Annotated in this window: 16 protein-coding genes; 2 read left to right on the top strand and 14 right to left on the bottom strand. The window is 70.7% G+C overall.

What is annotated here, in order from left to right:
* Positions 1–12 precede the first annotated feature (12 nt).
* Positions 13–1,758, bottom strand: a complete 1,746-nt coding sequence (ctaD, locus tag G6N64_RS16095; protein WP_163797957.1) for an aa3-type cytochrome oxidase subunit I — start codon at positions 1,756–1,758, stop codon at positions 13–15.
* A gap of 178 nt (positions 1,759–1,936) precedes the next feature.
* Between ctaD and G6N64_RS16090 the strand changes: the two genes are divergently transcribed.
* Positions 1,937–3,028: an iron-siderophore ABC transporter substrate-binding protein gene (locus tag G6N64_RS16090; RefSeq protein WP_246230674.1), complete on the top strand. Its 1,092-nt coding sequence runs from the start codon at positions 1,937–1,939 to the stop codon at positions 3,026–3,028.
* Positions 3,029–3,036: 8 nt separating this feature from the next.
* Here the strand turns inward: G6N64_RS16090 and G6N64_RS16085 are convergent, their stop codons facing one another.
* The 10 genes from G6N64_RS16085 to G6N64_RS16040 are packed head-to-tail and all read right to left on the bottom strand — an operon-like array spanning position 3,037 to position 13,898.
* Positions 3,037–4,077: an isopenicillin N synthase family dioxygenase gene (locus G6N64_RS16085; RefSeq protein WP_163797956.1), complete on the bottom strand. Its 1,041-nt coding sequence runs from the start codon at positions 4,075–4,077 to the stop codon at positions 3,037–3,039.
* Positions 4,074–4,601, bottom strand: a complete 528-nt coding sequence (locus G6N64_RS16080; protein WP_163797955.1) for a hypothetical protein — start codon at positions 4,599–4,601, stop codon at positions 4,074–4,076. Before G6N64_RS16080 ends, G6N64_RS16085 begins: the two co-directional genes overlap by 4 nt.
* The gene (gene alc / locus G6N64_RS16075; RefSeq protein WP_163797954.1) at positions 4,598–5,611 is read right to left on the bottom strand and encodes an allantoicase; all 1,014 of its coding nucleotides are present in this window, start codon (positions 5,609–5,611) and stop codon (positions 4,598–4,600) included. The genes G6N64_RS16080 and alc overlap by 4 nt, the downstream gene beginning before the upstream one ends.
* Complete coding sequence (allB, locus tag G6N64_RS16070; protein ID WP_163797953.1) at positions 5,608–6,918, bottom strand: allantoinase AllB; 1,311 nt, start codon at positions 6,916–6,918, stop codon at positions 5,608–5,610. The genes alc and allB overlap by 4 nt, the downstream gene beginning before the upstream one ends.
* Positions 6,919–7,767, bottom strand: coding sequence for an N-acyl homoserine lactonase family protein (locus G6N64_RS16065; RefSeq protein ID WP_163797952.1), 849 nt, complete (start codon positions 7,765–7,767; stop codon positions 6,919–6,921). It lies immediately after the preceding gene.
* Positions 7,767–9,347, bottom strand: a complete 1,581-nt coding sequence (locus G6N64_RS16060; RefSeq protein ID WP_163797951.1) for an ABC transporter substrate-binding protein — start codon at positions 9,345–9,347, stop codon at positions 7,767–7,769. Before G6N64_RS16060 ends, G6N64_RS16065 begins: the two co-directional genes overlap by 1 nt.
* Positions 9,344–9,985, bottom strand: coding sequence for a cysteine hydrolase family protein (locus tag G6N64_RS16055; RefSeq protein ID WP_163797950.1), 642 nt, complete (start codon positions 9,983–9,985; stop codon positions 9,344–9,346). The genes G6N64_RS16060 and G6N64_RS16055 overlap by 4 nt, the downstream gene beginning before the upstream one ends.
* Positions 9,986–10,990: an ABC transporter permease gene (locus G6N64_RS16050; protein WP_163797949.1), complete on the bottom strand. Its 1,005-nt coding sequence runs from the start codon at positions 10,988–10,990 to the stop codon at positions 9,986–9,988. It lies immediately after the preceding gene.
* Positions 10,991–11,018: 28 nt separating this feature from the next.
* Entirely contained in the window at positions 11,019–11,897 is an 879-nt protein-coding gene (locus G6N64_RS16045) for an ABC transporter permease (protein ID WP_163797948.1), read from the bottom strand.
* On the bottom strand, positions 11,898–13,898 hold the full coding sequence (locus tag G6N64_RS16040) for a dipeptide ABC transporter ATP-binding protein (protein WP_163797947.1): 2,001 nt from the start codon (positions 13,896–13,898) through the stop codon (positions 11,898–11,900).
* A 212-nt stretch (positions 13,899–14,110) separates the two neighbouring features.
* Between G6N64_RS16040 and G6N64_RS16035 the strand changes: the two genes are divergently transcribed.
* Positions 14,111–14,797 carry a TetR/AcrR family transcriptional regulator gene (locus G6N64_RS16035; RefSeq protein WP_163797946.1) on the top strand — a complete coding sequence of 229 codons (687 nt, stop codon included), beginning with the start codon at positions 14,111–14,113 and terminating at the stop codon, positions 14,795–14,797.
* On the opposite strand, the gene atzF is transcribed toward G6N64_RS16035, so the two are convergent.
* From atzF to G6N64_RS16020, 3 genes are read right to left on the bottom strand one after another with little or no spacing between them, the layout of a single operon-like run.
* A complete protein-coding gene (atzF, locus tag G6N64_RS16030) occupies positions 14,770–16,518 on the bottom strand; it encodes an allophanate hydrolase (RefSeq protein WP_163797945.1) in 1,749 nt (582 codons plus the stop codon). The genes G6N64_RS16035 and atzF overlap by 28 nt on opposite strands.
* On the bottom strand, positions 16,515–20,150 hold the full coding sequence (gene uca / locus G6N64_RS16025) for an urea carboxylase (protein WP_163797944.1): 3,636 nt from the start codon (positions 20,148–20,150) through the stop codon (positions 16,515–16,517). The genes atzF and uca overlap by 4 nt, the downstream gene beginning before the upstream one ends.
* Entirely contained in the window at positions 20,147–20,755 is a 609-nt protein-coding gene (locus G6N64_RS16020; RefSeq protein WP_163801850.1) for an urea amidolyase associated protein UAAP2, read from the bottom strand. The genes uca and G6N64_RS16020 overlap by 4 nt, the downstream gene beginning before the upstream one ends.
* Positions 20,756–20,764: the final 9 nt, after the last annotated feature.

The following is a 20,764-nucleotide window of genomic DNA, read 5'->3' as shown; positions in this document are numbered from 1 at the left end:
GTCGCGCTCGACTCAGCTGCGGACCTTGACGTCGTCGGACTCGGTGACGTCACCGCCCGACGGGTGCGGTCCGCCGCCGATGTGGGCCTCGGCCCGCATCCGCTCCACCATGTGCGGGTAGTGCAGCTCGAATGCCGGACGCTCCGAACGGATTCGGGGCAGCTCGGAGAAGTTGTGCCGCGGCGGCGGGCAGCTGGTCGCCCACTCCAGGGAGTTGCCGTAACCCCACGGGTCGTCGACCACGACGGGCTCGCCGTAGCGCCAGCTCTTGAAGACGTTCCACACGAACGGCAGCGTCGACAGGCCCAGGATGAACGATCCCGCGGTCGAGATGACGTTGAGGGTCGTGAAGCCGTCCGAGGCCAGGTAGTCGGCGTAGCGGCGTGGCATGCCCTCGTCACCGACCCAGTGCTGGACCAGGAACGTGGTGTGGAAGCCGATGAACGTCAGCCAGAAGTGCAGCTTGCCCAGCCGCTCGTCGAGCAGGCGGCCCGTCATCTTGGGGAACCAGAAGTAGATGCCGGCGTACGTGGCGAACACGATGGTGCCGAACAGCACGTAGTGGAAGTGCGCGATGACGAAGTAGCTGTCCGTGACGTGGAAGTCCAGCGGGGGGCTGGCCAGCAGCACGCCGGACAGACCACCGAGCAGGAACGTGACGAGGAAGCCGACCGAGAACAGCATCGGTGTCTCGAACGTCAACTGCCCCTTCCACATCGTGCCTATCCAGTTGAAGAACTTGATACCCGTGGGCACGGCGATGAGGAAGGTCATGAAGCTGAAGAACGGCAGCAGCACCGCACCGGTGGCGTACATGTGGTGCGCCCACACCGCGACCGACAGCGCCGCGATGGCCAGCGTCGCGTAGATCAGCGTCGTGTAGCCGAAGATCGGCTTGCGGCTGAACACCGGGAAGATCTCACTGACGATGCCGAAGAACGGCAGCGCGATGATGTACACCTCGGGGTGGCCGAAGAACCAGAACAGGTGTTGCCACAGCAGGACGCCGCCGTTGGCGGGGTCGTAGACGTGGGCACCGAGGTGGCGGTCGGCGGCGAGGCCGAACAGCGCGGCGGTCAGCAGCGGGAAGGCCAGCAGCACCAGGATCGACGTCACCAGGATGTTCCAGGTGAAGATCGGCATCCGGAACATCGTCATGCCGGGGGCGCGCATGCAGACCACGGTGGTCACCATGTTCACGCCACCGAGGATGGTGCCGAGACCACCGACTGCCAGGCCCATGATCCAGAGGTCACCGCCCGCGCCGGGTGAGTGGACCGCGTCGGTCAGCGGTGAGTAGGCGGTCCACCCGAAGTCGGCGGCGCCGCCGGGGGTGATGAACCCGCCGATCGCGATCAGGGCGCCGAATAGGAACAGCCAGAACGAGAACGCGTTCAACCGGGGGAACGCGACGTCGGGTGCGCCGATCTGCAGCGGCAGTACCAGGTTCGCGAAGCCGAACACGATGGGCGTCGCATAGAACAGCAGCATCACCGTGCCGTGCATGGTGAACAGCTGGTTGTACTGCTCGTTGCTCAGGAACTGCAGGCCGGGCAGCGCGAGTTCGGTGCGCATGAACAGCGCCATCAACCCGCCGATGAAGAAGAAGATGAAGCAGGCGACGCAGTACATGATGCCGATCACCTTGTGATCGGTCGTCGTCACCAGCTTGTAGATCAGGTTGCCCTTGGGACCCAGGCGCGCCGGGAACGGACGCCGTGCCTCGAGTTCCCCGATCGGGGGCGCTTCGGCTACCAACAGATCCTCCAAGAAAGTCGATCGGGTGACCCCGGGTGCTCCGTTGAATCGTAACCCTCTCCCGGGGGTCTGGCGCCAGGGGTCCTACAAACTGTCGTATTTCCCTCAGTCGTGGCCTCGCCACCGCCCTGACCGCTGGGAAGCGGCTGTGGGTCGACCCGGCTGTTACGTTTTACGCGTGTCGTTCCGACGCCCCCGACCGGGCCCGATCGTCGCCGGCGCGGCAGTGCTGGCGGCCACCGTGACCACCGCGCTGAGCGGATGTGGCGGCGATTCCGAGCAAGCAGGCCCGATCCCGGGGGACGCGCCCGTCACCAGCACGACGAAGGTGGCCGGCGCCAACGTCCTGGGCAACCTGCGCCGTCCCGACGAGTCGTGCGCGCCTGAGCCAGCGCCGGTCGACGAGGGCCCGGAGCGCCGGGAGGTGCGGCACGCCGCCGGCACCACGGACGTGGCCGCTGACCCGCAGCGCATCGTCGTACTGTCCGGCGACCAGCTCGACGCCCTGTGCGCGCTCGGTCTGCAGTCCCGCGTCGTCGCGGCCGCGCTGGCCGACGGCGCCCAGACCCAGCCGTCCTACCTCGGCCGGGTGATCCACGACGTCCCCGCTGCCGGGACCCGCACCGACCCGGACCTGGACGCCGTGCGCGCCGCGAAGCCGGATCTGATCCTCGGCTCCGAGGCGCTCTCGGCTCGGGACTTCGGTCCCCTGTCGGGCATCGCACCGACCGTGTTCAGCGGTCCGCCCGGCGCCGGATGGCAGGACACCTTACGCACCGTCGCCGAGGCCACCGGACGAGCGGGCGCGGGCACGCGACTGCTCGAGGGCTTCGAGTCCGACGCCAAGGACACCGGGGTGCAGAACGACGCCACGCACTACCAGGCCTCGGTGGTGCGGCTCGGCGAGGACACCATGCGGATCTACGGCGTCGACGACTTCGCGGGCAGCGTGCTGCGTTCCGTCGGGGTGGAGCGACCGCCCGGGCAGCGGTTCACCGACAAGCCCTACCTCGAGGTGGGCACCGCGGATCTGGGTGGCGCGGACTTCTCCGCGGCCGAGGGCGACATCGTCTACGTGTCGTTCGACTCGCCCGCGGCCAGGGACGGCGCGGCCCGGGTGCTGGACAGCGACGCGTGGCGGCGTCTGTCGGCGACGCGCGACAACCGCGTGTTCGTCGTCAACGACGAGGTGTGGCAGTCCGGCGAGGGCATCGTCGCCGCCCGCGGGATCCTCGACGACCTCCGCCTGCTCAACGCGCCGATCAACTAGGGCCCGGCTCAGCCGGCCGCCTCGTGCAGCGCCTGCTGACCGAACTGCCCGAGCCCCAGCGACCCGTCGGGCAGCACCAGTTCCCCGCTGTCGAGGCGGCTGCGCAGGTAGGCGAACGACTGCGCGGTCTGCGCGAAGAGGTGTTCACCCGCGCGCAGCGGCGGCCGGATCGATCCGCCGGGCGGGGTGAATTGCGGCAGCGGCTTCACCTCGGTGTCGTAGTCCACGTTGAAGAACAGCGGGAACGAGTACCGCTCCTCGACCACCTTGCGCACGCGGTGGCTGGTGGCGACGAACGTGCCGTTGGTCCAGAGTTCGAGAAGGTCGCCGATGTTCACCACGAACGTCCCCGGGACGGGTGGGACGTCGATCCACTCCCCTGCGCCGTTCATCACCTCCAGGCCGGGTGCGGTGGGCTTGAGCAGGGTGAAGCACTCGTAGTCGGTGTGTGCGCCGATGCCGATGGCGTCCTGGGCGTCCGGGTTGTAGGGGTAGTGCACGAGCCGCAGTTGGCTGGGCGTCTTGGTGGCGTGCCGGGAGAACACGTCGGGGTCCTCGCCGAGCGCGACCGCGAACGCCCACAGCAGCCGCCCGCCCACCTCGAGGACGGCGTCGTAGTACGCGGTGACGGCGTCGGCGAACCCCGGCAGATCCGGCCACGCGTTGGGACCGAGCATCGGATTGCCCGCGAGGTGGTCGGGGTCGTCGGCGGGCAGGTCCAGCGCGGTGTCGAACGCCTCCTTGAGGTCGGGCGTGCCGTGTTCGACGCCCTCCTCGCCCACCGGCACGTACCCGCGGTGGCACCTCGACAGCCCGATGTAGCTGCGCATCTTCTCCTCCAGCGGGAGGGCGAAGAACGCCGTGGTGGCATCGAGCATGCGATCGAACAGCGCGTCGTCGACGCCGGAGCCGCTGACGTACAGGAAGCCCACCTCGCGGGCCGCACGGCCGATCTCCGCCGCCACGCGCTCCCGTTCTGCGCGGTCGGTCGACCGGAGCCCGCTGATGTCCACGATCGGCACCGTGGTGAAAGAGGTTACGCCGCTCATTGATTGACCGTCCCTTCGTACTCGTCGATGATCCAGCGCACGCCATTGGCCCGAATCTGGTTGTCCGCGAAGCGAAGATCGGCCCAGCGCGGGCTGCCGACGTCGTCGATGACGACCGCCCCGCCTCCTGCCCAGCCGAAGAGCCGACCGGAACGCACGACCAGGCCGCGACTGCCGTCGGGGCCGCGTACGAACATCGCGCCGCACGGCGTCGTCGGACCCGGGACGCGCTGCCAGTGCTCGACGTAGTCCTCGTGCACCCCCGTCTCGACGAGGACGTCGCCGTCCCAGTGCATCGCACCGGCGTCGGGATGCGGTCCCGGCGGCTCGATCTCGACGTCCCGGTGCCACTCGAAGACGTCACCGCGCTGGTGCAGCCTGCCCGCGAAACCACGCGAGTCCACGTATGCCGTCGGGCCCTGCAGCCACCGCACGCCGGTGCTGGTGTCCCGGGAGCCGTCGGCGCCGACGAGCAGCGTGCGTCGCCAGAGTCCGGTGCAGTCCGCAGCCACGACCGACGTCACGACGCCTCCTCCCACCGCGTGCGCAGCCGGGTCCACCCGTCGGGTGTCGGGATGCCGAGCGCCCGTATCCGCGCGATGCCGCCGTCGGGGTAGGCCTGCACCCGTAGGGCGGTGACGCCGCGCACGTCGACGGTGAACACCTGCCGCGCATCGGTGGCCAGCCGCGTGCGGGGCAGCACGTCGACGTCGAACGGGACCAGCGCCCAGCCGTGGTCGCCGTCGGGGCCGCCCCTGCTGCCGAGGACCGAGACCTCCGGAGAGGCGTTGAACACGAAGTAGGACGTGTCGACCTCGATGCGCCGGAGGTCGGCGGCGGCGGCGAACGAGATCAGGACCGCGTCATGGGTGTCCGGTCCGACGTCGCGGCGCCTCCGGGTCTCCCAGCCGTCGCCCATGTTCGCCGGACGGCCGGGCGCGATGAGCGCTCCCGCGTCGGAGTAGAAGCCGTCGCTGCACCATTCGACGCGGCCGCCCTGCTCCAGGCCCGACACCTCGACGGTGAGGTCGGCCCACGCCCGGGGGTCGGGGATCACCTCGCCGTGGACGCGCAGCCGTGCGACGCCGCCGTCGGACGAGAGCCGCAGCCGCACGTGCGTCCACCGTCGTCGGTCGGACACCGTCAGCGCGTTGTGTGAGTCGGCCTTCAGCACCGTCTCGTCGACCAGACCGGTCCACGCGACACCCGTGGCCGTCGCGTCCGCCGTCGGCGCGAGCACGCACGCGTCGACGCGGCAGGCCGTCGGGTGGTTGCCGGAGAAGAAGCGGGTGTCGACGTCGACCGAGCGGATCCGGCCCGGGGCGCCCAGCCTGATGATCGCCCAGTCGCCGTCGACGCCGGCGTGCCTGCGGGTCTCCCACCCGTCGACCACCTCGCCGCGCAGGTCGTAGGTACCCGGCACGAACGCCGGTTCGGCGGGATCGATCAGCCGCTCCTTGACCCCGAACGACTCGTCGCTCGCGGCGATCACGCTGCCGCCCAACGCTCGAGACGCCAAGTCCACGTCCGTCACGGCACGCTCCCCGCCGGTTGCCCCATCCGGGCGTACACGGCTGCGCCCGCCACCCAGGTCCCGTGCACCGCGCCGCGCAGGACGACGCCGTCGTACGGACTGACGGGATGCCGGTGGTGCAGTGCCGCCGCGTGCACCGTCTCCTCTGCGTCGGGGTCGAAGGCGCAGAGGTCGGCGCGCATCCCCACCGCGATCCGGCCGCGGTCGGTGAATCCGGCGAGGGCCGCGGGCCGCTCGGAGGTCCAGCGGCTCAGCTCCGCCAGCCCGACGCCGCGCGCCGACGCCTCCGTCCACGTCGCCCGCGGGCTCACCTGCAGCGAGCTGATCCCGCCGAACACCGCGCCGAAGTCAACGTCGCCCTTGAGGTCCGGCGCGCACGGCGAGTGATCGGACACCACCAGGTCGAGGGTGCCGTCGCGCAGGCCGGCCCACAGCAGGTCGCGATTCGCCGCCGTCCGGATGGGTGGGCACGCCGCGTACTCGACGCCGCCGTCGGGGACCTCCTCGGCCGTGAAGGCGAGATAGTGCGGGCAGGTCTCGGCGGTGATCGACACCCCGGCGCGCTTGGCCGCCGCGAGCGCGGGCAATACGTTCGCGCTCGAGACGTGGACGACGTGCACCCGTGCGCCGGTGTCCCGGGCCGCGTCGATCACGAGGGCGACGGCGTCCTCCTCGGCGGCGTCCGGTCGGGACCGCAGGAACGACGCGTAGTCGGTGCCTCTCGGCGGTGGACTCGCCTCGATCACGCGGTGACTCTCGGCGTGCACCAGGAGGACCGACCCGAGATCGGCGACCTCTGCCATCGCCGCGCGGAACTCCCCCGGACGCAGACGGGGGAAGTCCGGGTTGCCCGAGTCGGTGAGGAAGCACTTGAAGCCCCGCACGCCCGCGTCGGCCAGCGGCGCGAGGGCACCGACGTTGCCGGGCACCACGCCGCCCCAGAACGCGACGTCGACGTGGCAGTTGCCCTGCGCGGAGCGGCGTTTCGCCTCCAGCGCGGCGACGGTGGTGGTGACAGGCACCGAGTCGAGCGGCATGTCCACCAGGGTGGTGATGCCGCCCGCCGCCGCGGCGGCGGTGGCGGTCGCGAACCCCTCCCAGTCGGTGCCGGGATCGTCGACGTGCACGTGGGTGTCGACGAAGCCGGGCAGCAGCACCACCTCGTCCGGCAGTTCCACCTCGACGTGGGCGAGGCGTGGAGAGTCGAGGGGCCCGATCTCGACGACGACGCCCTCCGCGACCGCGACGGACGCCGCCCGCACCTCACCGTCGAGCAGTACGCGCCTGGCGCGCAGCACCAGATCCACTCAGGCCCCGAACCGGTCGTGGAAGTGGGTGGTCATCTCCGGCCACACGTGTGGGTCGTGGCCGGGGATCAGCGGGTAGCCCTTGTCGGCGGCCAGCTTCTTCAGCCTGCGGATCGGCTCGATCGTCTCCTCGGGTTGCACGTCGATGAATCCGCCGATCGCCCTCTCGTGCTCGATGTTCTCGGTCAGGTCGGCGGCGTCGAACGCGAAGACGTAGCCGTCCGGGCCGTCCGGTCCGTCCTCGCCGGTCACCGACTCGTCGAGCTGGACCACGAAGCTCTGGTGGCCCGGGGTGTGTCCGTAGGTCGGTACCGCCGTGATGCCGGGCGCGACCTCCGATTCGCCGTCGGCGAGCTGCCAGTCGATGGCCGGATCGTCGAAGTCCACACGGAAGATGGCGTGCTTCTCCGGTTCCGGGTGATTCGACAGGCCGTACTCGAGTTCGCGGCGCTGCGCGTGCACGGGCACCTTGCCGGCGAACAGCTTGAGCCCGCCGGCGTGGTCGGTGTGCAGGTGGGACACCGCGACCAGGTGGATGTCGTCGACGTCGACGCCGATCTCGGCCAGCGACTCCTCGATCGGTTCCCCGGGTCCGGGCAGCACCGGCTGGTACTCCACGCTCGGGTAGTACCGCCGACGGAGGTACGGGTCGCGGATCAGTGCGGTGTTGAATCCGGTGTCGAGCAGTACCCACCCGCCGTCGGTCTGCAGCAGCACGCCCGGGACCGGCTCGCGCATCGTCTCACCGGCGGGTGCACCGTGCACCGACACCGCCTTCGGGAGGTCCTCCCACCCCAGGGTGAGCAGGACGATGCGGCGCACGCCGCTGCGGTGGACCAGGGTCGCCATCAGCCTGCCGACAGTTCGAACAGCCGCAGCGAGTTCGGGTTGGTGACGACGTGGGCCTGCTCGACGCCCTTCAGCCACGGCTGGGCGACGACGAAGTCGTCGACGTCGGCCATGTTGAGCCAGCAGCCGGTCTTGGTGGCTTCCTCCGCGGCGGTCGAGAAGGGTTGCGGCTCGCCGGTGTTCAATCCCTCGGCGAGTGCGGCGGTCACGGGTGGCGCCGAGCAGCCGAGGTAGTTGAGGCCGCCGTCCGGGTCGAACGAGATGTGCCCCCAGGTGTAGGGCGACGGGGCATCCGGCCACGCGGTGGCGGAGAAGATCTCGGGCGCGGACTGCCCGTCGGTGCCGATCCAGCCGTAGATCTCCGAGGTCGGGTAGCTCTGCACCTTGGCGGTGAGACCTGCTGCGGCGAGCTGGGTCTGGATCAGGTTGCTGATCAACTGGTTGTCCGGGTTGGACGAGTCGTAGCCGATGGTGATCGACTTCTGGTCCGCGGGCAGACTCGCGGCGAGTCCGGACAGCACCGACGGATCGTGGGTGACGTTCTGCTTGGCGAACTCCGCCGCCATCATGTTCGGCGGGTAGACCTGCTCGGCCTTCTTGCCGCGGCCGAAGTAGGTCTGCTTGACCAGGGCGTCGACGTCGATGGCCTGCATCACCGCGTTGCGCTTGGCGACGTCGGTCATCATCCCCTTGTGCGGGTTCAGGTACAGGTAGTTCGACATCATCGTCGGCAGTGAGTAGTGCGCGAACTTGTCGTCGTTCAGGTACTGCTCGACGGCAGAGGACGGCAGGTCGTGCATGATCGCGGCGATCTGCCCGTTGTTGAACTGCAACTGCTGGGCGGAGACGTCGGTGATCACGGGGATCTCGACCTTCTCGAAGTAGGGCTTGTCACCCCAGTACTGCGGGTAGGACGCCAGCGCGTAGCGCGAGCCCACCTCGGCCGCGGTCAGCGTGTACGGACCGGTGCCGAGGTCGTGGTTGGTGAGGTACCCCTGCGCGTTGTCACCGCCGGCGTTCTTCTTCAGCCCCTCGGGGCTGACCATCCGCGGACCGTAGGGCGAGGCGATGTAGTCGAGGAACGCCGAGTTGGGCGCCTTGAGGGTGATGGTCGCGTCGTAGTCACCCTGCGTCGTCACCGATTCGACGTCCTTGACCATGTAGGCCGGGCCCTGGTCGACCGCCACGCGACGGTCGAAGGAGGCCTTGATCGCCGCGGAGGTGAACGGCGTGCCGTCGTGGAAGGTGACGCCCTGGCGCAGCTTGAACGTGAACACCCGGTGATCGGGTGACTCGGTCCACTCGGTGGCCAGCAGCGGCTCGATCTCGGGTTTCTCGGTGCCGCCCTTGTACTGCAGCAGCCCCTCGTAGAGGTTGGTGGTGAGCAGCAGCCCCTGGCCGGCGTAGAAGATGTCGGGGTCCGGCGGCTGTCCCGGGTCCTGCAGGAACGACACGTGCAGCACCTTGTCGGTCGGCGCGGCGTTCGGCGTGCCGCCGCCGGAATCCGCACCACCGCAGGCGGTGAGCGCCAACGCGGCGACGGCCCCCGCCGCGGCGAGGGTTCTGAGGCGACGGATCATCGGGTGGCTCCTTGGAGGACGGGGGCGGTGAGGGACCGGAACGCCTCGAGGATCTCGTCGGTGGTCCGCATCGCACCGGTCTGCAGGTACTCCATCGCGTCCAGTGCCGCATCGTGGCGGTACTGCGTCGAGCCACCCACGCAGTCGGTCACGACGCGGACGTAGAAGTCGCGCTGGTGTGCGTCGGCGAAGGTGTAGTGCACGCAGACGTCGGTGAGACCGCCGACGAGGATCAACGTCGAGGCCTTCAGACCCGACAGCACGATCTCGAATTCTGTTCCGATGAAACCGGAGTAGCGACGCTTGACGATGTGGAACTCGTGGTTCGGACCGTCGAACTTCGGCAGCAGCGCCGGGTGCAGCGGCGTGCCGGGCCGCCCGTCCACGCAGTGTTCGCCCTCCACGCCGTCGAGTTCACGCCCGAAGTCGATGCCGCTGGGCCGGTGGACCTCCTGGAAGAACACGATCGGCAGTTCCGCAGCCCGTGCCGCTTCGATCAGGCTCTGGGCCCGCTCGATTCGTCCGTCGTACCCCGGCATGTGCTCGATGCCGACCTCCTCGGCGGGCATGTCACCGGCTTCCTGCATGTCGACGACCACCAGAACGGGGTTGCCCACGATGAGCGGTTGTTTCGGCACTTATCCTCCTGTGACTGCGATGCGTGCATCAGCGGCCGCCTGGAGCAGGTCGACCGCCGTGTTGATGAACACGTAGAGGGCGCCGAGCATCAGCGTGACGCCGGCGATGGCCGGGAAGTCGGCGACGGGGATGCTCTGCGCGATGTACTGCCCGATGCCCGGCCAGCCGAACACCTGCTCGACGACGAGGACGCCCGAGAACATCAGGCCCACCTGCAATCCCGTCATCGACAGGGCGGCACCGACCGAGTTGCGCAGGATGTGGCCCGCCATGATGCGGCCCTCCGAGAGTCCCTTCGCCCGCGCGGTGCGGGCGTAGTCGCTGTCCATGTCGCCGATCAGGCTGCTGCGCAGCACCCGTCCGATGGCCACGGCCGGCCCGATCGCGATGACGAACCCCGGCAGCAGCAGGTGGTGGATCGCGTCGGCCACGACGTCGAAGCGGAAGTGCAGCAGGCCGTCGACGGTCAGCAGCCCCGTCGGTCCGTCCGGGAGATCCGCGATCGCACTGCGGCCGTTGGCCGGCACCCAGCCCAGCTGCTGGTAGAAGACGATCAGGCCGAGGATGCCGAGGAGGAACATCGGCGCCGACGATCCGGTGAACAGCACCGCCCGCAGGATGCTCGCGCCGCGCCACCGCAGTGTCGTGCTGAAGGCGAGCAGGACGGCCAGCAGGATCGCGATCGCCAGTCCGAACATCGCGAGTTCCAATGTGGCGGGGAAGAAGTCGCCGAGGTCGCTCAGCACCGAGTGCCGGGTGCGGTACGACGTGCCCAGGTCGCCGCTCACGGCGCCGGTCAGGTAGTTCCAGAACTGGGTGAGCATCGGCTCGTTGAGGCCGAGGGCCTCCCGCCGCGCCGCGACCGCCTCGGCGGAGGCCTGCGCGCCCAGCTGCGCCTTCACCGGATCGAGCGGGGAGATGTGCTGCAGGACGAACATCACGCCCGTGAGTGCGACGAGGATCGCCAGCATCGCGCCCAGTCGGGTCGCCACGAAGGTCTTCATGCCCGCCCTCTCCTCTTCGCGCAGGCGCTCATCGGCCGCTCCCCTTCATGAGATTCCGCAGGCAGTCCCCCGCGACGTTCCCGATCAGTGCGAGCACCAGCACGCCGAGACCCGGCATCACGGGGATCCACCACTGCTGCAGGAAGTAGCTCAGGTTGCGCGCGGAGTCGGCGCCCAGTTCCGGCGCGGGTGCCGCGGCACCGAGGCCGAGGAACGACAGGGCCGCCAGGGTCAGGATCAGCGTGCCGATGTCTAGGCTCGCCGCGACGACGGCGTTGGGCACCGCACCGGGGAGCAGGTGCCGGCCGGCGAGCCGCGTTCGGCTGACGCCGGCCAGGCGGGCGGCCTCCACGTGGGGACGGGCGGCCAGCCGAACGATCTCGCCACGCACCAGCCGGGCGTAGAAGGGCCACCAGACGATCGACACGGCGATCAGGGTGTGCAGGAAGCTCGGACCGAGCGCGGCGACCACCGCGATCGCGAGAACCGGTGCGGGAAGGGACAGGAAGGCGTCGGTGATGCGCATCAGCACGGTGTCGACCCAGCCGCCGACGGTGCCCGCGACGAGCCCGACGAGACCGCCGAACAGCAGACCGATCGCCACCACCGCGAGTGCGGCGAACCAGCTGGAGCGCGCACCGTAGAGGACACGGGACAGGATGTCGCGGCCGATGCTGTCGGATCCGAGCAGGAAGCCGTCCTTGCCGGGCGCCTGCAGCGGCATGCCCACGGGCAGCAGCGGGTCGTGGGGGGCGATCAGGGGTACCGCGACGGCGATCAGCGTCACCAGGATCACCAGCGAGAAGCCCACCCAGTTCACTAACGCGGACGTCGACTCGGGCAGCGCCAGCACGCGTCGCCCCGCGCGGCGGCGCAGCAGGGGGGCGGCGGGTAGTGCAATCGCCATCTAGACGGCCCTCCGTTCGATGCAGGCCACCTGGTGCGGGTTGGCCGGGATGCCTTCGAGCCGGACGTCGAGATCCGCACCGCCGCAGGCGTCGACGGCGATCGGGCAGCGCGGGTGGAAGGCGCAGCCGGCCGGGGGCGACAGTGGGCTGGCGGGTTCGCCCGCCAGGATGCGGGATTCGCGTCCGATGTCGGGGATCGAGTCGACGAGGGCCTGCGTGTACGGGTGGGCGGGGTCGCCGATCACGCGCTCGGCGGGCCCGACCTCCACGATGCGGCCGAGGTACATCACCGCGATGCGGTCAGCGACCACGCGGGCCACCGAGAGATCGTGGGTGACGAAGACGACGGACATGTCGAGGCTGCGGCGGAGGTCGCCGATCAGGTTGAGCACCGACGCGGCGAGCGAGACGTCGAGCGCGCTGGTCGGCTCGTCGCACAGCAGGACCGAGGGCGGGACCACCGTCGCCCGCGCCAGCGAGACACGTTGGCGCTGACCGCCGGAGAGTTGGCCGGCGCGCGACTTCGCGATCTCCGCGGGCAACCCCACCCGCTCGAGCACCTCGATGACGGCGGCCCTGCGTTCGCTGCGCGACATCGACGTGCGGCGCAGGCGTTCGGCGATCAGTTCGCCCACCGAGAGCCACGGGGTGAGGGAGGCCCCGGCGTCCTGGAACACCATCTGCGGGCGCTCGCCCGCGGCGAGTTCGACGGTTCCCGACGTCGGTTTTTCGAGTCCGGCGATGACCCGCAGCAGCGTCGACTTGCCCGATCCGCTCTCGCCGACCAGCGCCACCGACTCGCCGTGTCCCACCCGCAGCGTCACACCGCGCAGGGCCTGCAGCTTGCCGTCGGTGCCCGAGCGGTCGAGCCAGCGACGGGCCACCGTGAAGGACTTCGTGACGTCCCGAAGGACGACCGACGGCGGCTGTTCGGCCCGCTTCGACTCGGGGTAGGGCTCGTCCGTCGTGGTCGACGCCGCACCGAGGCGATCGGCCACCGTGTCCAGCGGGCGGATGCAGGCGCTGACCCGGGCGGGCCCGACCGGGACGGGTGCCGGTGGCGCGGTGGCGCAGTCGTCGGTGGCGAGCGCGCAGCGCGGCACGAACGCGCAGCCGGGTAGCGGGGTCACCGCGCTGGGGACCGACCCCGCGAGCGCGGCCAACTTGCGATCGCGCGCCGTGTCCAGCGTCAGCCGCGATCGTAGGAGGCCGTGGGTGTAGGGGTGCGCGGAACTACCGAGGACCTCGGCGGTGGGGCCGATCTCGGCGATGCGCCCTGCGTAGAGCACGGCGATGCGATCGGAGATCTGGGCGGCGACGCCGAGGTCGTGGGTGATCAGCACGATGCTGCAACCGATCTCGTCGCGCAGCCGCTGCAGCAACCGGAGCACCTGCGCCTGAACCGTGACGTCCAGGGCGGTGGTCGGCTCGTCGGCGATGATCAGTTCGGGATCGCCGGCGATGGCGATGGCGATCATCACGCGTTGGCGCAGCCCGCCGGAGAGTTCGTGCGGGAAGGCGCGCATCCGGCGCTTCGGGTCGGGGATGCCGACGGCGGTGAGCAGACGCAGCGCCTCGGCGTCGCTGCCTGCCGCCTCGGCGACCTGCCTGCCGATGCGCATGGTCGGGTTCAGCGATGTCATCGGGTCCTGGAACACCGCGCCCAGATCGAGGCGGCGGACCTTGCGCTGCGCCTTGGCGTCGCCGTCCACCATGTCGGAGCCGACCACCGACACGGTGCCGTCCACCCGGGCGCTCGAGGGCAGCAGGCCGAGCATCGTGAAGCCCAGCACGCTCTTGCCGGATCCCGATTCGCCGACCAGGCCGAGGATCTCCCCCGGCGCCACGTCCAGCGACACCCCTCGCAGCGCGTGGACGTCGCGACCGTCGCGGCGGAACGTGACCCGCAGATCGGCGACGGTCGCCACGGGATCGGAGATCGGCGGCACCGCAGCGGCCGCCACGGCGGGCGCGTCGACTGCGGAAACGGCGATGCCCATCGAGCACTCCCGGGGGTGAGTTCGGTTGCCTGCGCTGAACGACGCCGTCCGCTGGCCTGTCAGTTGACAGTTTTCCCGGGGCGACGGCGCGGTGGGTGTCGCTGGCGTAACCAATTGACGACCCACGTAACCGATGCGTATCGCGCGTTTCTGTCGTGTGACAGAAAGGAGGGAGCTTTCCCATCGGGGCGTCGATGGTCCACGATGGGTGAATGTCGCTGACCCGGGCCGGGCGTCCCAGACTGCACACCCAGCGGCGCCCGGGCACGACCGCACGCGACGAGATCCTCGACGCCGCAGGCGAATTGTTCACCACGCTGGGATACACCCGCACGTCGACGCGGTCGATCGCGGAATCGGTCGGGGTCCGACAGGCGTCGCTCTACCACTACTTCAAGACCAAGGACGACATCCTCTGCGCCCTGTTGAGCCAGACCGTCACTCCCACAATGGCATTCATTCCTACGCTGCTCGGTGCGGAGCCGGCCCTGACCGCCGCCGAGCACCTGCACGCGCTGGCGACCTTCGACGGCGACCAGCTGCTGTCGGGTCAGTGGAACCTCGGCGCGCTGTACCTGCTCCCGGAACTGCGCGACGCCGGACTGGAGCCCTTCTGGTCGGACCGTGAGCGCCTGCGTCTGCACTACCTCGCGCTGAGCAGCGCGGTGGTCGACCAGACGGGCGTGCATCAGGCGGCCGCGGATCTTCCGTTCCGCCTCGTCGAGTCGTTGGTGAACATGTGGACGGCGCCGAACGGCCCCGAACGCGCGGAGTTGCCCATCCACGTGGCCGACGCATGCCTGCGGGTGCTCGGCATCCCCGACGACGTCACCCCCGCGCTGCGGGAGCGCAGCCTGCGCGAGGTGGAGCGCTACACCCGCGAGGCGTCCGACGCCTGATCCGCCAGGTAGGCGGGCCAGTCCCCGAAGTGCGAGATGTCGGCCCCGTCGCGCCAGGCGTCGAGGGCGCAGCCGAACCCGACCACCTCCGAGCCGTCCTCGAGCGTCACCCGGCCCAGTGCCATCGGGGACGGTAGTGCGGCCAGGAACTCGCCCAGCATTGCGGTGCCGACCAGCCACAGTTCGCCGCCGATCGACGTGCCGTCCTCGGGCCCGACCCGCATCAGTCCCGGCTTGGGTGGCGCCGTGTCGAGCCGGGCGAACCGGTACAGGGGCGCGGTGCGTGCCGGCCCGACCCATCGGGCGCCGCGATCGGTGAGCTGCCACGCCAGCGGTTGACCACGCAGGTGCGCCCCGACCACCATCAGTAGGGTCGCGGAATGGCCTGCGCGCGTGGGCCAGGGTGCGGGCGGGGCGGCGGCACTCGCAGCCCCCGGCGCGGCCACGGACGGCACGGGTTCCGTGACCAGCCGTGCGACGTCGAGCGCGACGGCGTCGGCTCCGGAGCGCGCCACCACCGTCACCCCGAACTGGTCGTCGCCTGCGGTGCTCGACGGCACGGCGACCGCGCAGAGGTCCATCAGGTTGCAGAAGTTGGTGTAGACGCCGAGCCGGGAGTTCGCGGCGATGGGGTCGGCGTCGACCTCGGCGATGGTGGGGTGTCCCGTGGTGGTCGGGATCAGCAGTGCGTCGCAGCCGTCGAGTTGGGCGAGCGCGATGGCCGCGAGATCGGCGAGCCTGCGGCGATCGCGAAGCAGCGTGGTCGCGGACACCGCCCCTGCGGCCGCGATGATCGAACCCACCGTCGGGTCGACGTCGTCGCGGTGCCCGTCGACGAATTCGCCCACGGCATCGTGTCTCTCGGCCACCAGTCCACCGTCGTAGAGCAGTCGTGCGGCGTCGAGGAAGGGGCCGAGGTCGATCTCGCGCAGGGTCGCTCCTCGGTCGGCGAGCCTGTCCCGGGCCGTGCGGAACGCGGCGCGCCAGGTGTCCGAGAGCGCGGGCAGGTCGCGCGGGACGGCGACCACCGGCACCTCCGGCGCGGCCAGCGGCGCAGTCGGAGGGAACGGGCGGGTGCCGGCGCCGCCGGCCATCACTCCCATCGCCACGTCCGCGGTGTCCAGGTCGCGCGCGAAGATCGTCACGCAGTCGTACGAGCGGCAGGCGGGCACGACGCCGTCGGTGGAGACGACGCCGTACGTCGGCTTGATGCCGACGATGCCCTGCAGTGCCGCGGGCACGCGGCCCGATCCGGCGGTGTCGGTCCCGATGGCGACGTCGACGAGGCCGAGCGCTACGGCCACGGCGGATCCCGCGCTGGATCCGCCGGAGATGCGGTCGGGACGCCGGGCGTCCCGTACGGCGCCATGGGGACTACGCGTGCCCACCAGACCGGTGGCGAACTGGTCGAGGTTCGTGGCGCCGACGACGACCGCGCCCGCGCGTCGCAGCCGATCGACGGCGGTGGCGTCCGCGGTCGCGGGCGTCGTGGCATACGAGGGACAGCCCGCGGTGGTGGGCAGTCCTGCCACGTCGACGTTGTTCTTCACCGCGGACGTCAGTCCGGCGAGCGGACGGTGCTCGCCGGCGGCAACCGCGGCGTCGACTGCCTGCGCGTCGACGAGCGCGTCGGCCAACGGACGCAGGAAGATCCAGATCTCCGGCCGGTCCGCAGCGTCGATCGCGGCGTAGGTGGCGCGCACCCGGTCGACGGCGCTCACGCGGGGATCCCGGTGACCTCGGCGGTGGGCGGTCCGACGACCACCAGCGGCGCCCCCGGGTCGACCTGGTTGCCCGCCCGGACCAGGACCCGCGCCACCGTGCCGTCGGCCGGGGCGGTCAGCACGGTCTCCATCTTCATGGCCTCCAATGCCAGCAGTGGCTGCCCGGCCACGACGTCGTCGCCCACCTCCACGTCGACGCGCCAGACGCTGGACGCGAACGGCGCGTCCACCCGCTGCTCACCGTCACGGAGTTCGAGGTCGGACGTCATCGGAACAGCCTGCGCCTGAGCACGTTCGGCGCGATCGAACTCGCCTGCCGCGGCCCAGGCGGCACGCTCGGCACCGAACGCCGCGCCCTGCCGAGCGCGGAACTCCGCGATCGACGTCGCGTTCGCGGCCAGGAACCGTTCGTGGTCGGCCAGTGAGAAGGTGCCGTCGGTGACGTCCACCGACCCCCGGCCCGCCGCGAGATCGGCTCGCAGGTCCAGCAACTCCTCGGCCGACACGGGGTACCAGGAGATGCGGTCGAAGAAGCGCAGCAGCCACGGCGTCCCGGGCTCGAACGGCGGGCTGTGCCGGTAGCGGCTCCATACCTGAGTGGTGCGGCCGACGAACTGATAGCCGCCGGGCCCCTCCATGCCGTAGATGCACAGGTAGGCGCCACCGATCCCCACCGAGTTCTCCGCGGTCCACGTGCGGGCCGGGTTGTACTTGGTGGTGACCAGGCGGTGCCGCGGATCGAGCGGGGTGGCCACCGGGGCGCCGAGGTAGACGTCCCCGAGTCCGAGGGTCAGGTACTCGGCGGCGAACACGACGTCCATCACGTCCGCCTGCGACTCCAGACCGTTGATGCGCCGGATGAATTCGATGTTCGACGGGCACCACGGGGCGTCGTCGCGCACGCCCGAGGTGTACCGCGCGATGGCCTCGCGCGTCGCCGGGTCGTCCCAGGACAGCGGGAGCCGGACCGAGCGGCTCGGGACCACCAATTCGGACGTGGCCGGAAGCTCGTCCTCCAGGTCCGACAGCAGGCCGAGCAGCCGGTGGATCGGCAACCGGTCCGGGTCGACGTGCACCTGCAGCGAGCGGATGCCGGGCGTCAGATCGAGGATGCCCATGACCGTTCCGTCGACGAGCGCCGAACGCAGCCGCTGGTGCAGGGCGTGCACGCGGGCGCGCAGCGCGAGGTCGAGCACCATGTCGCCGTACTCGATCAGCACGTTGTCGTCGCCGTTGCGCCGGTAGGTGACGTCGGGTGCACCCGCGCTCGACCGACGACCGAGTACGCCGTCGTCGCCGTCGCCACCGGAACGCGGTACGAACGGCGATGCGGCGCGGGATGTTTCGAGGGTGCTGCGTGACGGCGCGTCGGCGGCGCGGATCGGCACGAACCGCACCGTGTCGCCGGGACGCAGCTGTCCGAGCTTCCACCGGTCGGATCCGACGACGGTGACCGGGCAGGTGAAGCCGCCGAGGCTCGGTCCGTCGGGTCCGAGCAGGATCGGTGTGTCGCCGGTGAAGTCGAGCGCGCCCACCGAGTACGCGGTGTCGTGGATGTTGGAGGGGTGCAGCCCCGCCTCTCCGCCGTCGGGTCGCGCCCATTCGGGTCGTGGACCCTCGAGGCGCACGCCGGTGCGCGCGGAGTTGAAGTGCACGCGGTAGCGGGCGTCGTAGAGCGTCTCCACGTCGGCGCGGGTGAAGAACTCCGGGGCGCCGTGCGGTCCCTCGGTGACGGCGAGTTCCCACTCCGACGGCATCGCGGGTCTCGTCGTGACGGGGATGGCGGCGCGGCCCCCGTCGACATCCGTTGCGGCGCGCAGGACATCGCCGACCACGAGCTGACGGCCGCCGTGGCCGCCGAAGCGCCCGAGGGTGAACGTCGATGCGCTGCCGAGATACTTCGGCACGTCGAGGCCGCCCGCGACCAGCACGTAGGTCCGCAGGCCCGACGTCTCGGCGGCTCCGACGTCGAGCAGTCCACCCGCGGGGACGTCGATGGGTTCCCACATCGGCACGGGCGCACCGTCCACCGTGACGACGCAGTCAGCCCCGGTGATGCAGAACGTGGTCGGATGCGTCACGCGCAGCGAGGGTCCCGACGCCGTGCACTCCAGACCCGGCGAGCCCTCGCGGTTGCCCAGCGCACGGTTGCCGAGCCGGAACGACAGATCGTCCATCGGCCCGCTGGGGGGGACGCCGACGTCCCACATGCCGATACGGCCGGGCCAATCCTGGACGGTCGTGAGCAGACCGGGGCGTTCCACGGTGATCCGCGGCCGCGGGTCGACGACGTCGGCGAGGGTGGCCGTGCTGTGCGTCACCGCGCGCACGTCGGGCAGATTCATGGCGGCGCGCAGCATTCCGACGTTCACCTCGATGCCCTGCAGCACCGTTTCGTCCAGGGCGTCACCCAGGGCGTCCAGTGCCCCGTCTCGGTCGGCGCCCACGGTGATCACCTTGGCGAGCAGCGGATCATAGGACGCCGATACCTCGGTGCCCTCCTCCACCCACGTGTCGACGCGCACCGCGTCGCCCGACGGTAACGTCACCGCCGTGAGCGTGCCGGTGCTCGGCCGGTAGTCGCGGGACGGGTCCTCGGCGTAGATCCGAGCTTCGACGGCGTGGCCGACGACGGGGACCGCACCGCCGGGATGGCCGGCCAGCAGGTCGCTCTCGCCGCAGGCGAGCCGGAACATCCAGCCCGCGAGGTCGACGCCGGTCACGGCCTCGGTCACCGGGTGCTCGACCTGCAGCCGCGCGTTGACCTCCAGGAACGACGCCTCGCCGCGACGCGCGTCGTACACGAACTCGACGGTGCCCGCGGAACGGTAGGCGACCGACTCCGCCAGCGCGCGCGACGACGAATGCAGCTGCGCGCGAACGCCGTCGGGCAGTGCGGGTGCAGGTGCTTCCTCGATCACCTTCTGGTTGCGGCGCTGCAGTGAGCAGTCGCGGTCGCCGAGCGAGACGACGCGGCCGGTCCCGTCGCCGAAGATCTGCACCTCGACGTGGCGGGCTCGTTCGACGAATCGTTCGACGAACACCCCGGCGGAACCGAAACTGCGCTCGGCGAGGCGCGTGACGCGGTCGAAGGCGGCGCGCAGGTCGTCGGCCGAGCGGCAGACCTGCATGCCGATGCCGCCGCCGCCGCCGGTGGCCTTGAGCATCACGGGATAGCCGATGAGGTGCGCTGCGGCGACGGCGTCGTCGGCGCCGTCGAGCAGGTCCGAACCCGCGAACACCGGGACGCCCGCGGCGATCGCCGCCGCGCGGGCGGTGTGCTTGGTGCCGAACACGCGGAGCTGGTGTGCGGTCGGACCGACGAAGGTCAGGCCGGCGCGCTCGACGGCCTCGGCGAAATCGGCGTCCTCGGAGAGGAATCCGTAGCCGGGGTGGATCATGTCGGCACCGGTCGCGAGGGCGGCCTCGACGATGGCGTCGGCGCGCAGGTAGCTCTCGCTCGGTGCGGCCGGACCCAGCCGGACGGCGTCGTCGGCGAGGCGGACGTGGGGTGCGCCGCGGTCGGCGTCGGAGAACACCGCCACCGTCCGCAACCCCAGCACGTGGGCGGCGCGCACCAACCGCACGGCGATCTCGCCGCGGTTGGCGACGAGCACCGTCGCGGTCACGTGGGCGCGCCCGGTCGGGTCACGATCATGCGCACGGGGGTGGGATCGAAGGCGTTGCACGGGTTGTTGATCTGTGGACAGTTCGACACCAGCACCAGGGTGTCGACGTCGGCCCGCAGGGCGACGCGCTTGCCGGGGCCGGACAGTCCGTCGACGATGCCGAGCGCGCCGTCGGGGTCGACAGGGACGTTCATGAACCAGTTGATGTTGCTCGCGAGGTCGCGCGCGCCGAGACCGTGTCTCGCACCCTCGATGAGGAAGTTCTCCATGCAGCCGTGCTGAGCGCGGGTGTGCTGGCCGTAGCGCAGCGTGTTCGACTCCTTCGAGCAGGCGCCGCCGAGCGTGTCGTGCACGCCGACCTCGTCGTCGACGACGGTCATCAGCGCCTCGCCGGTGTCGGCACGCAGCACCGAGCCCGTGGTGAGCGCGATCCGGCCCTGCCGCGCGATCGTCTCCTGCGCGGAGTAGCGCACCGAGGTGTCGGCCGCGGCGTAGAGCAGGCAGTCCACCGCCTGGTTGCCGTGCAGGTCGACGATCGTGAGCACGTCACCGGCGACCACCACGGTCGACCACGGAGCGCGGGCGGCAACGTGCTCGTCGAGCATCACCGGCCC

The organism is Mycolicibacterium sediminis (genome assembly GCF_010731735.1).
Taxonomy (GTDB): Bacteria; Actinomycetota; Actinomycetes; order Mycobacteriales; family Mycobacteriaceae; genus Mycobacterium; species Mycobacterium sediminis.
This window is presented reverse-complemented; position numbering and strand designations above follow the sequence as displayed.